This window comes from Pseudomonas sp. MG-9, assembly GCF_018729515.1.
Classification (GTDB): Bacteria; Pseudomonadota; Gammaproteobacteria; order Pseudomonadales; family Pseudomonadaceae; genus Aquipseudomonas; species Aquipseudomonas serboccidentalis.
The window spans coordinates 55,303-70,321 of the sequence record NZ_JAHHZH010000004.1 but is presented as its reverse complement, the minus strand read 5'-3'; the positions used below and the strand labels follow the sequence as shown (position 1 = coordinate 70,321).

The following is a 15,019-nucleotide window of genomic DNA, read 5'->3' as shown; positions in this document are numbered from 1 at the left end:
CTTCAAACTCTTCTAGAAGCGGAAAGTGAGGTCGACGAGCAGACGCAGATCGGTCTCCCGATCACCGTCGTAGGGCCGGTTGATCACACTGAACAAGCCGCCCACCTCGAACACGTCGTTCCAGGCATAACGCTGGCCGTAGCCGAGCATCGCCATGCCGCCGGTGCCGTGATCACGCTGGCTGTAGGTGCCCGCACCGGCCTGGAACTGCTGGCTCCACGAGGTTTCGTAACGGTGGTAGAGCACATGGTTGACGTTGACCGTCGGCATGACGCTGAAGTCCGACTTCGGGTTGAAGTACGGCACATCTTCGGAATTGGAGTTGTGGCTGGTGCCGACTTCCAGACCGGCATCGACCTGCACGTTCGGCGCGCTGTACACACCCTCGCGCCCAGTGAGCAAGGCCTCGACGCGGTTGTTGCCATCGCTGAAATGCGACGGGCTGACCGACAGTCGCCACTCGCGGCTCTCGTTGGCGCGCCAGCGGATGAACGCGTTGCCGCCATTGGCCTTGATGTCGCTGTTGAGCGCACGTAACGGAGTCTCGGCCGACAGATAGGCGAAGCTGCCGCCGTACTGCCAGTGGTCGTCGATGTCGCGGGCAATCGCGATGCGCGCCCCCTGTTTGGCGCCATAACCGTAATCGTGGTTGGAGACCTCGGCTTCCAGGCTCATGTCGCGGGTGCGCCGTTCCAGGCCAACGCGCTGGAAGCGGTCGGTACCGGTGCCTTCGGCAAAGTCGCCGGTGGCATAACCGGCGCCGACGAACACGCGCCAGTCTTCATCGATCGGCGGGCTGTACAGGGTGCTCTGGATGCCGAAATCGCGGCTACCACTGACCGCGCCCCCGCCACTGCTGCCGCCGCCGTTGGCCTTGCCGCCATAGGCTTCGACGCGCAGTTCGGACATGTCGTGCACTTCGCGCTCACGGGCCGCGCGCTGCACCTGGCGGTTGTCCGGGAAACGCTCGACCACGTCATCGGTCAGCGCATCCATCTGCCGCCATTCCTGCAAGCTCATCGCGGTGCGCGCCTGAGCCACTTCCAGGCCTCTGTCGCGGGGCACGATGCTCTCGGTTTCCTTGAGCTGGTTTTCGGCGCGGCGCGGCCACTGCCGGGCCAGGTACAGATCGGCCTGGGCCAGGCGCAGGCCCACGTTGCCCGGCGCCTGATCGACCAGCGTTTGCAGGCGTTCCTCGCCATGCGGCAAGTCGGAGCCATAGGTGCCGGCCTGCGCCGCGAGTTGCTGGGCGTCCATCCATTCGTCGTTGGGGTTGCCGATGGGCAGGCCCTTGAGTTCGACCCGTGGTTTCTGGTTCTTGGCGGCTTCTTCGGCAACTTTGCGCGCCTCGTCGACGCGGTCGCTTTCCAGCAGCGAGTAATACAACGCCGTGCTGTCTTCGAGGCGATCGCCGACATCCGCATCCGGCGCCGACAGCACCTGGCGATACAGGTCGGTGGCGATTTCCGGCTGGCGCTGATCCAGATACGACGCCGCCACCCAACGCAGGGCGTAGGTCGGAATCTTCACGCCTTCGGCCTGCAGCTTTTGGTATTCGTTGATCACGTCAGCGGTGCGCGCACGGGCCTTGAGCGCACCCATGCGGTCGATGCGCCAGCGAATCACGTCATCGTGGGCGCTGGTGTCCGGGGTCCAGGTGACGAGCAATTTGTCGTAATCGGCCAGTGCGCGGTCGGCAATCACGTAGCGTTCCTTTTCGCTGCGCGAAGCGAGTTCGGCCAGACGCACGCGCTCGGCGGCCAGATCGCCTTCGAGGCGGCGCAGGGTCACCGGGTCGATCAGCCCGGGGCGTTGATTGGCAAGGCGCAGCGCCGGTTCCGGCAGACGCGCCTTTTGCAGGGCGACCACGTACTCACGAGCGACTTCCGGCTTGCTGCCAGCGCGGATGAACGCTTGATCGTATTCAAACAGCGCGTCGTATGGTTTGCCAACGCGGGTCAGGGCATAGCCCAGCGCGAGGCGACGGGAGGGATCATCAGGTTTGGCGGCGACCAGTGCCTTGGCGCGGGTCACGGCTTCGTCGGGTTTGCCCGAGTCTGCCTGCGTCAGGGCCAGCCCCAGTTGCAGGTCGGCGTTGTCCGGTTCCAGCGCCAGGGCCTTGGTGTAGACCTGGATCGCCTGATCCCAGCGCTTGAGATTGCGATAGGCGCGCGCGGTGGCGGTCAGCGCCTGCACCGGCAGCACCCGGTCACGGCCCTGGGTCTCATAAACCTGCACCACTTCGGCATCCAGGCCGGCCCAACTGGCGATCTGCAGGTGATCGCTGATCTGCCCGGTGGTCGCCTGGCCGGGCGGCACCTGACGCAGCACGTTCAGCGCGGGCGTGGTCTGGCCGGCACGGGCATCACGCACCATCTGATCATAGGGAGTATCGGCAAACGCCAGCGCCGGCCAGAGCAACTGGCTGCACAGCGCAACGCGAAACAACGGGCGTAAACCACGATGTAGAACGGGAACATCAATACGCGGCATTCGTCAGCATCCTTACATGGCCAGCCGGGTCGCAATGCCCCCCTTGCCCACTCGTAACGGAGGCTGAGCCCATGAAGACCCAGCCAAGCTTAGTCAGGCAGTCTTGCATGCAAGCGTAGTCGAATATCCAGAACACAATAATTGTTCAGAATCGTGGCGCGGGCTCAGCCGAGAACCCGAGCACCAGACAGCAAAACGCCCGGCGTCTGCGCGATACAGAGGCCGGGCGTTGCTATTTAGAACGCAGTATTACTGCACTTGCGTGACGCCAGCGAACTTGTTCATCAGGAAGCCGACGAACTGCTCGACGGTCATCTTCTGGCCGTTGAATTCCACTTGATTGGCGGCGTAATGCAGTTTGGTCACGACATTGGTGCCGTCGATGGTCGCCAGTTGCGAACCGACCGCCATGCCGGAGAACATGTCAGCACCGGCACTCGCCTGGTCGACGATGGCTTTGGCGTCGGTCTGACCGTCGAGCTGCGCCTGGACGCTGAGCAGATCGATCAGCATCGGCTTGGACACCTGGACATTCAGGTCCAGCAGCGCGATCAGCTGTTTGGCCAGTTGATCCGGCGGCAGGTCCATCGACGGCGGCTTGGTCAGGTCGATCACCAGACTGGCGCGGCTTTCACCGTTGGCAGTCTTCAGCGACAGGTTTTCCAGCGCGACCTGAGGGCCGGCGCCCAGCAGTTTCTGCAGATCCGCCTTGACCTGCGCTGACTCGGCTTCAGTCAGGTTCAGCTCCGGCGCCGGCAGGCCGGCTTCGGCCGCGGCCGCCGCTTCTTTCTCGTACGGCTGCAATTTGGTCTGGTAGATCTGCATCAGCGACATCGTCGACGGGATGTCGAGGTTTTTCAGGCTCATGGCCATGCTGGCCGAACCGATTTTCTTGTCGTTGAGGGTCACTTCACCGACCTTGTAGTCAGCACGGCCCGAAGCGTTGCTGCCGCTCTCTTCGGTGAGGTTCTTCATTTCGAAGTTCTTCACGCCGAGCACCGACTGCTTGGGCCCGAAGGTGGTTTTGCTGTTGGTCAGCTCGAGGGTGTTTTCCCCGGTGTAGTAGCCGTAGCTGCTCTTGGTCAGGTTGCTGGCCAGGGTCAGGCCGTTGAGTTCGACCTGCACCGGCGCCTGGTCTTGCGACACGGTGACCAGTTTCAGGTTGTCCATGTAGCCGTCAGCCTTGACCTTCTGCGCCTGGGCACTGGCGGAGATGTTCATGGTCAGGCCGGAAAATTTCAGGCTCGACTGCTCGTCCAGCGCGGTTTCCAGCGGCAGCAGCTCGAGGCTGCTGGTGGTGGATTCGTCGTAGCCGATGTTGGTCACGCCTTTGAGCGGCGCGGCGCCCTTGGCGGCGGCAAACCATTTTTCGGTGGCCGGGCTCTTTTCCAGCTCGTAGTTGCTGGTGGCCATGACCGGCAGCCACTTCAACGACACCAGACGCGAGAACGGCAGCGGGCCGTGCTCGATGTGGTCGACGAACAACAGCTCGACCGGCGCCTCACCGAACATCTCGCCTTCGCCCTTGAGGCGGTAGTGCGCGGTGCTGGTGAAGGTGTGACGCTCCAGTGACACCAGTTCCAGCGACGCGCTGCCATTGGAACCGGCCATCGCGGTCTGCAGCTCTTTGTTGGCGTTGGTGACGGCGTTGTTCAGCACGCCTTCGATCTTGGTGCCGGTATACCAGGCCCCGCCGGCGCTGATGGCACCGATCGCAACAACAATCCCGAGAAGCACGCCTGCTGATTTATTCATGAATGACCTGATCAATGTCCGTGGCTGAAAGTGTGGTCGTCTTCCCTGAACCCGTGACCGGGTCGCGGCTCGACTCCGCTGAAATTAGCGATGGAGATTAGCACTGGCAGCGCGAGGCAGCCCAATGTTTAAAGGTTAAAGAGTGTCTATGGGGAGTGTGGACAGCTGACAGGCAGGGAGAGTTGCAGTGTTTTTGAGGACGCTATCGCGAGCAGGCTCTCTCCTACCATTGGAATGCTTTCCCGTGTAGGAGTGAGCCTGCTCGCGATAGGGCCACTGGATTCGCAGAAGATCAGGAATACTGAACCTCGATCTCATCGAGTTGATGATCAAAGCTCTTCAACCGCGCCGTCCAGGTGTACACCAGCACTTCAAAATCGCGATCGATCACCGCCCCGTCCGGCCCATCGGCCCGAGGGTCGCAGAAGTCCAGCTGATAGCGTTCGCGAGCCATGGCCGTGGCGACATCCGACAATTCACGGGCGTTGTTGAGCCAATGCCAGCCTTCATCGGCAATCTGCTTGTCGAGTTCCAGGCACTGTTTTTTCAGGGCTTCGAGGCTTTTTTCCAGCGGTGTGCCGGTGAGTTCGCCCATGACTTCGGCGAAGGTGCGCCCCGGCTGCCAGTAGCTACCCCAGAAGTAGCGATCGAACACGGTTTCGACTCGACGCAGGGCGACTTTGGTGTCCCAGATCAGCACCAGGGTCTTGCCTTGTTCAAGCTGTCTTTTCTTGACCCGCTGCACCTGGATCGACGCCCAGGCAACCACCACGATGGCCATCACTGCGATCAATGCCGTGACGCTGTCGAGGAAAACCATGGCCTTGTCGATCTGGTGGGCCAGCATGATGCCGTAGAAATAGGTGGCCGACAGCAGCACCAGTGCTACCAGGGCGCACCAGAAGCCGAGAGCGTAAGGGTTTTTCATTATTGGTTTCCCCTAGACCAGCGCTAGCAATGTGCGCTGAAAGGGTGCGTTGCTCGGCGCCCCCTTTCAACACTTCAAAGCATAGCAACGGCTTCAGGGTTTGCTGGCGCTTGAGGCTTGCGTTCGTCCGCTTTCCCAACCGCCGCCCAGCGCGAGGAACAAATCGACCTGACTCATGGCGACCTGAGTGTTGGCGGCGGCCAGTTGTGCGGTGACGTCGGTGTAGGTGCGGGTCGCCTGCAGGTCGGCGAGGAATGACTCACGCCCGGCCTGGAAGAAGCGATGGGTCTGGTCCGCCGCCAGTTTCGCCGACTGCTCGGCGTCGGCCAGCGCATCGCGGCGTTGCAGCAGCGCGCTGTATTGGGCCAGGCCGGTCTGGGTTTCGCGGATGGCGTTGAGCACCACGCCGTCGAAATGCGCCAGCGCGCCCTGTGTATTGGCTTCGGCTTCGCGGATACGCGCGCGGGCGCCATTGGTCGGCACCTTCCAGCTCAGCGACGGACCAAAGCCCCAGCGGTTGGTCGATGGATCGCCAAGGTCGGAAACAATGCCGACGGTGCCGATGGTCGCGCCGATGCTGATGTCCGGGTACAGCTCGCCGGTGGCGACACCGATGCTGGCCGTCGCGGCGGCCAGACGACGCTCGGCCTGGCGCACATCGGGCCGACGCTTGAGCAGCGCCGCACCGTCGCCCACTGGCACCAGTTGGGCGATTTTCGGCAGTTCGGCGCAAGTGGCGGTGCCGGCCGGCAATTGATCGACCGGTTTGGCCAGCAGCATCGACAGGCGGAACAACCCGGCCTGACGCGCCGCCTCATAACGCGGCATGTCGGCGCGCAACGACTTGAATTGGGTTTGCGAGCGGGTGACCTGGGTTTCATCGCCACGCCCGGCATCGCGCAGGCGCTGGATCAGCGTGGTGCTTTGCGATTGCAGGTCGAGGGAATGCTGGGCGATTTCCCGCTCTTCGTTGGCGGCGCACACCTGGGTGTAGGCACGTACCACGTCCGCCACCAGGGTGATGCGCGCGGTGTCGGCCGCCGCTTGCGTGGCATCGGCATTGGCTTTCGCCGCTTCGATCCCGCGTTGCAGCGTGCCCCACAAGTCGAACTGATAAGAGGCACTGATGCCGATGTCCGCGACGTTGGCCACCGGGACTTTTTCCGGCAGCAGGAACGCCTGACCGGATTCCTGCAAGCGCTGCGCGCCCATCTTCACGCCGCCGCTCCAGCCACCGGCCGCTTCGGCTTCATCGACCTGTGCACGGGCCCGCGACAGGTTCGCCGCCGCCACGCGCAAGTCGGTGTTGGACGCCATGGCCTGTTGCACCAGTTGGTCCAGACGCGGGTCCCGATACAAGCGCCACCAGTCCGCCGGCACCGGCGCCGAAACCACCGGTTTGCCCTCCACGGCCAGCTCGCCCTGCAAGTCCTGGCGCTGAACCGCGGCGTCAGCGGGCAGGTGATAGTCCGGCCCGACCATCTGACACGCCGAGAGCATCATGCCCAACCCGGCGATCATCAGGACCCTGCTCATTGCGCAGGCTCCTGCTTGTGCTCGTCGATGATCGACACGGTGGCGGTACGTCCGGCGATCATGCGGAAGTCTTCCGGCACGTCGTCAAAGGCGATGCGCACCGGAATCCGCTGCGCCAGACGCACCCAGCTGAACGCCGGGTTGACGTTGGGCAGCAGGTTATTGCCGCTGGTACGGTCGCGGTCTTCGATGCCGGCGACGATGCTTTCGACATGCCCGCGCAGCCTGGCCTTGTCGCCGATCACCCGGATGTCGACAGACTGGCCGACATGAATGCCGTCAAGTTTGGTTTCTTCGAAATAGCCGTCGATGTGGAACGAATTGCTGTCGACCACCGACAACACCGGACGCCCGGCGGTGACGAACTCCTGCACCCGCGGCGCGCGGTCGTTGACGTAGCCGTCCACCGGGCTGCGGATCACCGAGCGGTCGAGGTTGAGCTGGGCGCTGTCCACCGCCACCAGCGCTTCGGCCAGCGCCGATTGCGCCCGGGCGACTTTCGACTGGCTTTCTTCCAGCTGTTCGGCGGGCACCAGGTTGCCCAGGCCACGGTTACGCTTGGCTTCACGTTGCGCCTGGGCGAGGGTTTCTTCGCGATCGGCAACTGCCGCTTTGGCCTGACGCAGGGCCAGTTTGAAACGGTCCTGGTCGATGCTGAACAGCACCTGGCCGCGCTTGATCAACTGGTTGTCCTTGACCTCGACCTGCTGGATCAGCCCGGACACGTCCGGGGCGATCTGGATGATGTCGGCGCGAATGTGCCCGTCGCGGGTCCACGGCGCAAACATGTAATACATCACCATGCGCCAGACGAGAACGACGGCGAAAGTCACGATCAGCAGGGTCAGTACCACGCGACCGATAGTCAGAAACGGTTTTTTCATGTCATCAGGTATCGACTGAGTGAGTCCACGCCGTACAGCAGCACGGCGTAGAGAGCCACGTTGAACAATGCCCGGTGCCAGACCAGACGGTAAAAGTGCACACGCGTGAGCACGCCGTGCACCAGCAAAAACAACACATAGGTGATGCCCATCAGCACCAGCAGGGTCGGCAGGAAAATGCCGCTGATATCCAGATCACCGATCATAGGGGCGCTCCATCGGGCAGCGGTTCTTCGGCATCGCTCGTGCTGACGAACTCCACCCCGGGCAACAGCGCCAGGCGCAAACCGCTCAAGGCATGCAACAGGTTTAGCCGGGTTTCCTCGTCGCCGTCGCCCTTGAGCGCACGGCGCGCGCGGTCCATCGTCATCAACAAGGGGCTCGGTGCCGGCAAGCGTTCACCCGCCTTCAGACAGGCGCGAAAATACTCGCCGACCTCAGCCACCACTTGTTGCAGCAAGGCATTCGGCGCGCCTTCTACACGCGGGGTGTAAGCCAGCAGATCGAGCAGGTTTAGGCCCACGCGCACTTCGCGCATGGCAATGCCGGTGTCCTGACCGGTCATGGCCAGTCGCGGCAGGTGCTGCATCAAGCGGTCGAGCAGTTGCACGCCCAGGTGCCGATGTTCGGCGAGGTTGGCCGGCTCGGTCATGTGCACGATGTCTTTCCAGCTGAAGCGGGTCAGGCGCTTGGCGGCCAATTCGACGCCGAACGGGCGGGCGATCAGGGTCCAGATGAACGCGAACAACAGGCCCATGGGGCCGGCCAGGTTGGAGTTCACAAAGGCATAGAAGTCCGCGTCGTACGCGCCCTGGATGCTGATGAATGACGAGGTGTTGACCAGCGTCAGGAGCATGCCGAGGAAGAACCGTGGCTGCACCGTCAGGGTGCCGACACAGATGAATGGAACCGCAAACGCCAGTACCAGCATCGGGAAATCGTGCAGGTTCGGCAGGATCAGAAACAGATAGAGACTGGCGAACAGCACCGACATCCCGGTCCAGAAAAAGAACCGATAGATCTGCGGCGCCGGATCGTCCATCGAGGCGAAGAAACTGCACGCTACCGCCGCCAGAATCACCGCGCTGCCACCGTCCGGCCAGCCGAGCAGAATCCACAGCACCGAAGCGACGATGATCGCCAGAACGGTCGAGGCCACCGAATACAGCATCATCCCGCGGTCGAGAAATGGCGTCAGCCGCCCGAGGCGCCAGTGCCGGTACACCGCGCGCCAGCTGTCCTGGCGCTCGCAGAGAATCGCGTCCTGCAGACTGCGACAGTCCTGCCACAGATCGATGAATTCGCCGAGGCGATAAATCGCGTTGGAGAACAGCAATTGCTTGCGGTCTTCCAGCGCCTCGCAGCTCGGCTGCAAGGCTTGCAGCTGATCTTTGAGAGCCTGCCAACGCTGCAGATCGGCGTCGTTATGGCCGAGCCATTCACGGGTTGCGGTCAGCAGCGGGGCAAACTTTTCCACCAGTTCCGGCGTACGCCGTTCGAGGGCGTAGAGCGAGTCTTCGAGGGCGTCGATCACCGGCAACAGGTGAATCATCCGCCCGCGCAGTTCCTTGGTGTTGCGCACTGTTTGCGGACGGGCACCCTCGTGGGGCAACTGGCCGATCATCAATTCGAGGCTGTTGAAATTGGCGACCATGGCCATGCGCAGGGCCGTGACTTGTTCCGGCTGCACATCGCGGCTGAGAAATTTCAGGCTGTAGGTCGTGGCATCGGCGAACCACTTACCCACTGCGTCGTTGAACACCGGCGCCAGGCGGCGCGGCCAGAACATCGCGCCGATCACCGCCGCCACGGCGATACCGAGAAAAATCTCTTCGGTCCGGGCTTCCGCCACGTCCCACACCGCCAGTGGGTTATCCACCGTCGGCAAGGCAATCAGCGGCAGGGTGTAGCCGGCCAGCATCAGCGCGTAGCTATTGGCGGTACGCAGGTGCAGCGACAGGAACAGCAAAATCCCCGTCCACAAGGCAATAACCACCACCAACACATACGGACTCTGCACGAACATCGGCACGAACAGCACCGCCGCCGCCGCCCCGAGAAAAGTGCCGATGGCGCGGTACAAGGCTTTGGAACTGGTCGGCCCGAGAAACGGGCTGGAGACGATGTACACCGTAGCCATCGCCCAATATGGACGCGGCATCTGCATGAGCATGGCGATGTACAGCGCAATCATCGACGCTGCAAAAGTGCGGACCCCGTAGAACCAGTCCCGGGCCGGCGGAATGCCAGAGAAAAAACCGTTCAAGAATTGATCACCACAGGCGGATTGGCCGCCTCAAAAGCTCGCAGTACCCGAAGCGTAGCCTCCAGATCACTCTGGTCGATGCCTTCGAGCACTTCATGACGCAGACGTACCAGTTCGACTTCCACCGCGTGCACCAGTTCGCGGCCGGTGTCGGTCAGGCTCAGGCATTTGGCCCGGCGATCCTGCGCATCTTCGGTGCGACAGACATACCCGGCGTGGCACAACTGATCGAGCAGACGCACCAGCGACGGACTCTCCATCCCGGCCGCCTGCGCCACCTGCACTTGCCGCACGCCCTCGCCCAGGCGCCCGATCATCAAGAGCGGGACAGCGCAGGCTTCGGAGATGCCATAGTTGACCAGCGTGGTCTGGCAGATCTTCCGCCAATGCCTGGCGGCCACCACCATGGCACTGCTGATGTTCATCTGGAGAGCGTCGAGGGAGTTCGGCACGGGGAAATGCACACTGTTAGTTTGCTAACTATCAATATCGCATTGGCGGGGAATTTCAGTCAAGTTTTGAAACAAATTGGCTATCCGTCGAAAGGCAGCGACAAGGTCAGGACGTATTCAGCGTTTTTTTGCATTCTCGTACACGCTGCTGCGCTCGCGCTTTCCTACCGCGACTACAGAAACGACCACTCGCTCATCGATTACTTGATAGACCAAACGATAGCCAGAAGCCCTGAGTTTGATTTTGAAACAGTCAGGCATTCCATGAAGCGCATCAGCCGGCACTCTTGGCATCGCCAACCGTTCGGCGAGCTTTTTCTTGAATTGATCCCGAACCGTATGACCCAGCTTGTTCCACTCTTTATGAGCAGACGGTAGAAACTCGAGCTTATAGGTCATCCAGGCTTACCGAAATGGGCGTTTCATGGCTGCGGGAACGAACGATTTCAGCCAACTCCAAATCATCAAGTCGCTCCATCATGGCTTCGTAAACATCGGCCGGCACCATGTAACCCATGACGCGATTGTGGTTCAGTACAGCCACAGCTCCACCGTGTGCACCGCTTAGCACTGCTGAGGGATTTTTCTTCAACTCGGAAACACTGACAGCCCTATCGGCCAGAATATTTTGCATAATAAAGACCTCAATTAAGGTCTTTATATTGGTCTATTTTTAGCTCACCGACAACTTGTAAAAATGGTCAGGTGCCAAGCGGTTTCCTGCTGGTTACCCCCTCCCGTCCCTTACGCAACAACACATTCAACTGATCCACCACTTCCGCCCAATCGGCATCATCAAGAATCTCGCCGCGCAAAAAATCCGCTTGGCTCTTGGTCCAGAAGAAAGCGTCGGCAAGGTGCAGTTCGGGTTTGAGCGGTGAATGGGTGGCGATGAATTGGTCGATGCTGGTCGGGTCGTTGTCCAGACCCAGCTGTTTGAACAGGGATGGCAGGCTGTGGGTTGGCTGTTCCATGGCTGGACTCCTTGAAGAAAGTGGTGGCTGGAAGATTATTCGCGAGCAGGCTCGCTCCCACAGGTTTAGCGCGAATCCCTGTGGGAGCGAGCCTGCTCGCGAAGGCGGCAGTGGCAATGCCAAAAACCCTAATGACTCAACTCCTGCACCTCGGCATGCGGCACCATTTTCAGGAATTCGGGCATGCTCATGTGCAGCAGGTAGTTGTGGTTGCCGGCTTCCAGGTAGATGTCCTTCTGCCGGGTCAGCAGTGGGTCGATGACCATGTCCAGGCCGTAGGAATCCCCCAGCGGCGGCACCGCGCCGCGTTCGCAGTCATCGAAGATATGCGCCAGGTTGCTCTCCCGGGTGACCTGCCATTCGCCGCGGTTGCGCACTTTGCTCAAATCCAGGTGCCGGCTGGCCGGCAGCACGGCCATCAGGTAATGCCCGTGGTGGTCATCGAGAATCACCGATTTGGCCACGCGTTCGGCAGGGACCCCGGAAACCCTTGCGGTTTCAAGGCTGCTGGCCGAGTGTCGGTGGGCCAAGACGTCATATTCGCAATGCGCCCGGGTCAGGCTGCTTTGCACTTTTTTTGCCATACGCATGCTGCACCTCGGTGTCACGCTGAACGTTGTGCCTGTTCTGCTGAGTCTAGTTCGGCAAGGCACTGGCGAAGGGAAATCCGCTCACCGGACACATCTGTTCATTGATCAAAATTCATCCAGCGCCAGCCTCAACTAGACTTAAAGAACCACCCCAATGACTCTCCCGGAGGGTCACGTGAACAGTCGATGTTGTGCGCTTGCCTTGTTACTGCTGCTCAGCGGCCCGGCCCTCGCGGCTGATGTACCGCTGACGGCGGTCAATCCGGTCGGCCTGTGGCTGATCACCTTCGGCATTGCCTTTCTGATCGCCGAAGCCGCGCTGCCCAACTACGGGGTGATCGGCCTCGGCGGGATCATCATGTTCGTCATCGGCGCACTGATTCTGGGCAACGCCGAGTTGCCGGTGCCGATGATCATCGGCCTTGGCCTGATCAGCGCCCTGCTGCTGATCGCCTTGATCGTCCGCGCCTTGAAAACCCGGCCACGCCACGCCGTCAGCGGTGATGCCGGGCTGGTCGGCAGCGTGACGGCGGTGACCACCGTGCAAGCGGAAAACGCGCACAACGGCTGGGTGCAATTGCAGGGCGAACATTGGCAGGTGCACAGCACGACAGCGCTGCACACCGGGCAAACGGTGCGCGTGGTCGGGCGTAAAGGCTTATTGCTGAAAGTCGCCGCGACTGACGCGGTGCGACACGGAGAGTGATCATGGGTCTGCAAATCGGTTTTGTTGCACTGCTGCTGTTGGTGATCGCCCTGGCCGGGTCAACGTTCCGCATCCTGCGCGAGTATGAGCGCGGTGTGGTGTTCCAGCTCGGACGCTTCTGGCAGGTCAAGGGCCCGGGGCTGATCCTGCTGATTCCTGTGGTCCAGCAAATGGTCCGGGTCGACCTGCGCACCATCGTCCTCGATGTGCCGCCGCAGGATGTGATCACCCGCGACAACGTCTCGGTGAAGGTCAACGCGGTGCTGTACTTCCGTGTACTCGACCCGCAGAAGGCGATCATTCAGGTCGAGGATTTCCTTTCCGCCACCAGCCAACTGGCGCAGACCACCCTGCGCGCGGTCCTCGGCAAACATGAACTGGATGAGCTGCTGGCCGAGCGCGAGCAGTTGAACATCGACATCCAGCAGGTGCTCGACGCCCAGACCGACGCCTGGGGCATCAAGGTTGCCAACGTCGAGATCAAGCACGTCGACCTCAACGAATCGATGGTGCGCGCCATCGCCAAACAGGCCGAAGCCGAACGGGAACGCCGGGCCAAGGTGATCCACGCCGAAGGCGAACTGCAGGCCTCGGAAAAGCTCATGCAGGCCGCCGAAATGCTCGGCCGCCAGCCCGGCGCCATGCAGCTGCGCTATATGCAGACCTTGAGTTCGATTGCCGGCGACAAGAGCTCGACGATTGTCTTTCCGTTGCCGATCGAGTTGCTTAAAGGGATGGCGGACTTGTCGGGCAAGTCTTGAGCCCTGTGCAAGCCAGCGATCATCCGCCCGGCTTATCGACGCTTGGCACCCTCACATACAGGCGTGCAAAAGCGCCTCCTGCATGGACATCGCTCTGCCGCTGCCAGCCCTCGGGCAATGCCGCAAACTCATTGGGTTCATCGAGCGTGCCGATCAGCCACACCCGCGTGCTGCCCTTGGACAAATCACCAAGCCGATCGAGGTAAACCCCCTCGCCGACCAAAGTGCCGAACCCGTAAGCGTTGGGACGCGTGGAACGCCCGTCCGCCGCAGGTGGCGTGTACAGGCGGACCTGCGCGTCGGTGCGGTTGTAGTAGATGTAACTGAGGTACCACATCATGTCGCTGGTGACGATCCGGTCACCTTCGGTGAAGTGCCGGTTGACGTAGTCGACCACCACGCTGAACTGATCATTGCTGTCGACCGTGGCGTTGTTCTTCACGCCCACCAGCTCGACACCCACGAACAGCACCAGAATCGCCAGCGCCAGCACGCGAAAGCCTGTGTACAAGCGATCGACCGCCAGCGCCACCAGCATCGGCAACCCCAGCGCGTAGACCGTCACGTAACGCTCGATGAACACCGGCGAGACGAACGACACGGCAAACACCAGCAGAATCGGCACCACGCTGTAAGCCAGCAGCAACAGGCTGCCGCGAAACACACTGCGATCACGTCGCAACGCCACGCCGATCACTGCCACCAATGCCAGTGGCAAGAGCCAGAACAGCCACGCCGGCAAGGTCAAACCGTCGTCCTGAATCAGCAACGACCAGACCATCGATGGCAACGAAACGAGGGTCACCGGGTCTTCCCAACCGATGTCGTTACTGGCCTTGAGCTCCGGGACGTGCTGCAGCAGATCAAGCAGATTGGGCACCCACGGCAGGTACAGCAGCGCGATCATCAGGTTCGCCAGCCACCAGCCGGGGCGCTGGATATGCCGCAGCCGATACCCCGGCTGCACGCGCACTGCAGCCAGGTACAGCCAGTGGCTGATCACGCACAGAACGGTGAAGTAATGGGTGTAGAACGCTGCCGTCATCAGCAGCGCATAGACCACCAGATAGCGATGCTGTCGCGGCTGACGCACCCAGTAGACCAGCGCAATCGTCGCCCCGATCAACCACATGCCCAGCAGCGAATACATACGCACTTCCTGGCTGTAACGCACCGCCGTGGGCAACAGCGCCAGCATCAGCCCGGCCAGCAGCGCGGCGCGACGGGTAGCGAGCAGATCCACCAGCCACACCCCGAGCCCGACGGTGATGATCCCCGGCAACGCGCTCATCAGACGAATGGACAGGATGCCGTCACCGAACAGGCTGATCCAGCCGTGCAGCAACATGAAATACAGCGGCGGATGCACGTCATGGGCCGCATGCCCCCAGATCTCGGTCAGCGCAAACCGACTCAGCAGGACACTGGAACCTTCATCGAACCAGATCGACGCCGCCGTCAGGTCGTAAAAACGCACCACCGCCGCCAGCAGCATGATCGGTAACAGCCAGTGTTCTCTGGCCCAGCGAATCAGGCGCAGGGCAACCAGCCATGCCCCCGGGACCGCGCGTGGATCCTGCGTGTCGCCAACCGGCGTTTCTCTGTGTGCCGCCATTGCGTCCTCTTGCTGCGGAATTTCTCGAACGGAAGGCCCCGAACCTGCCCGCCACTTTA

15 protein-coding genes are annotated in these 15,019 nt (G+C 61.7%); 2 read left to right on the top strand and 13 right to left on the bottom strand.

The window, feature by feature from the left end; translation table 11 throughout:
- Nucleotides 1-12: 12 nt before the first annotated feature.
- The 12 genes from pgaA to KKQ10_RS11160 form a co-directional block, all read right to left on the bottom strand.
- Nucleotides 13-2,493 (bottom strand): poly-beta-1,6 N-acetyl-D-glucosamine export porin PgaA, encoded by a 2,481-nt coding sequence (gene pgaA, locus KKQ10_RS11215; RefSeq protein ID WP_215501130.1) that lies wholly within the window; start codon nt 2,491-2,493, stop codon nt 13-15.
- A gap of 249 nt (nt 2,494-2,742) precedes the next feature.
- Entirely contained in the window at nt 2,743-4,248 is a 1,506-nt protein-coding gene (locus KKQ10_RS11210) for a YdgA family protein (RefSeq protein ID WP_127648447.1), read from the bottom strand.
- Between the two features lie 292 nt (nt 4,249-4,540).
- The gene (locus KKQ10_RS11205; RefSeq protein ID WP_127648446.1) at nt 4,541-5,176 is read right to left on the bottom strand and encodes an NADH:ubiquinone oxidoreductase subunit N; all 636 of its coding nucleotides are present in this window, start codon (nt 5,174-5,176) and stop codon (nt 4,541-4,543) included.
- Nucleotides 5,177-5,269: 93 nt separating this feature from the next.
- Nucleotides 5,270-6,712, bottom strand: a complete 1,443-nt coding sequence (locus KKQ10_RS11200) for an efflux transporter outer membrane subunit (protein ID WP_215501129.1) — start codon at nt 6,710-6,712, stop codon at nt 5,270-5,272.
- On the bottom strand, nt 6,709-7,596 hold the full coding sequence (locus tag KKQ10_RS11195; protein WP_127648444.1) for an efflux RND transporter periplasmic adaptor subunit: 888 nt from the start codon (nt 7,594-7,596) through the stop codon (nt 6,709-6,711). Before KKQ10_RS11195 ends, KKQ10_RS11200 begins: the two co-directional genes overlap by 4 nt.
- A complete protein-coding gene (locus tag KKQ10_RS11190) occupies nt 7,593-7,802 on the bottom strand; it encodes a DUF1656 domain-containing protein (protein ID WP_047601052.1) in 210 nt (69 codons plus the stop codon). The genes KKQ10_RS11195 and KKQ10_RS11190 overlap by 4 nt, the downstream gene beginning before the upstream one ends.
- On the bottom strand, nt 7,799-9,862 hold the full coding sequence (locus KKQ10_RS11185; RefSeq protein WP_215501128.1) for an FUSC family protein: 2,064 nt from the start codon (nt 9,860-9,862) through the stop codon (nt 7,799-7,801). Before KKQ10_RS11185 ends, KKQ10_RS11190 begins: the two co-directional genes overlap by 4 nt.
- A complete protein-coding gene (locus tag KKQ10_RS11180; RefSeq protein WP_127648442.1) occupies nt 9,859-10,287 on the bottom strand; it encodes a MarR family winged helix-turn-helix transcriptional regulator in 429 nt (142 codons plus the stop codon). The genes KKQ10_RS11185 and KKQ10_RS11180 overlap by 4 nt, the downstream gene beginning before the upstream one ends.
- A gap of 144 nt (nt 10,288-10,431) precedes the next feature.
- Nucleotides 10,432-10,713: a type II toxin-antitoxin system RelE family toxin gene (locus KKQ10_RS11175; protein WP_215501127.1), complete on the bottom strand. Its 282-nt coding sequence runs from the start codon at nt 10,711-10,713 to the stop codon at nt 10,432-10,434.
- Nucleotides 10,703-10,948, bottom strand: a complete 246-nt coding sequence (locus KKQ10_RS11170) for a type II toxin-antitoxin system Phd/YefM family antitoxin (RefSeq protein WP_215501126.1) — start codon at nt 10,946-10,948, stop codon at nt 10,703-10,705. Before KKQ10_RS11170 ends, KKQ10_RS11175 begins: the two co-directional genes overlap by 11 nt.
- Nucleotides 10,949-11,015: 67 nt before the next feature.
- Nucleotides 11,016-11,288, bottom strand: coding sequence for a DUF2789 domain-containing protein (locus KKQ10_RS11165; protein ID WP_215501125.1), 273 nt, complete (start codon nt 11,286-11,288; stop codon nt 11,016-11,018).
- A 128-nt stretch (nt 11,289-11,416) separates the two neighbouring features.
- Complete coding sequence (locus tag KKQ10_RS11160; protein WP_215501124.1) at nt 11,417-11,878, bottom strand: aminoacyl-tRNA deacylase; 462 nt, start codon at nt 11,876-11,878, stop codon at nt 11,417-11,419.
- A gap of 175 nt (nt 11,879-12,053) precedes the next feature.
- Between KKQ10_RS11160 and KKQ10_RS11155 the strand changes: the two genes are divergently transcribed.
- Together KKQ10_RS11155 and KKQ10_RS11150 are read left to right on the top strand one after the other, a co-directional pair.
- Nucleotides 12,054-12,584, top strand: a complete 531-nt coding sequence (locus tag KKQ10_RS11155; RefSeq protein WP_353844743.1) for an NfeD family protein — start codon at nt 12,054-12,056, stop codon at nt 12,582-12,584.
- A 2-nt stretch (nt 12,585-12,586) separates the two neighbouring features.
- Complete coding sequence (locus KKQ10_RS11150) at nt 12,587-13,345, top strand: slipin family protein (protein ID WP_127648438.1); 759 nt, start codon at nt 12,587-12,589, stop codon at nt 13,343-13,345.
- 19 nt (nt 13,346-13,364) lie between these two features.
- On the opposite strand, the gene KKQ10_RS11145 is transcribed toward KKQ10_RS11150, so the two are convergent.
- Nucleotides 13,365-14,960, bottom strand: a complete 1,596-nt coding sequence (locus KKQ10_RS11145; RefSeq protein WP_215501122.1) for a glycosyltransferase family 39 protein — start codon at nt 14,958-14,960, stop codon at nt 13,365-13,367.
- Nucleotides 14,961-15,019: the final 59 nt, after the last annotated feature.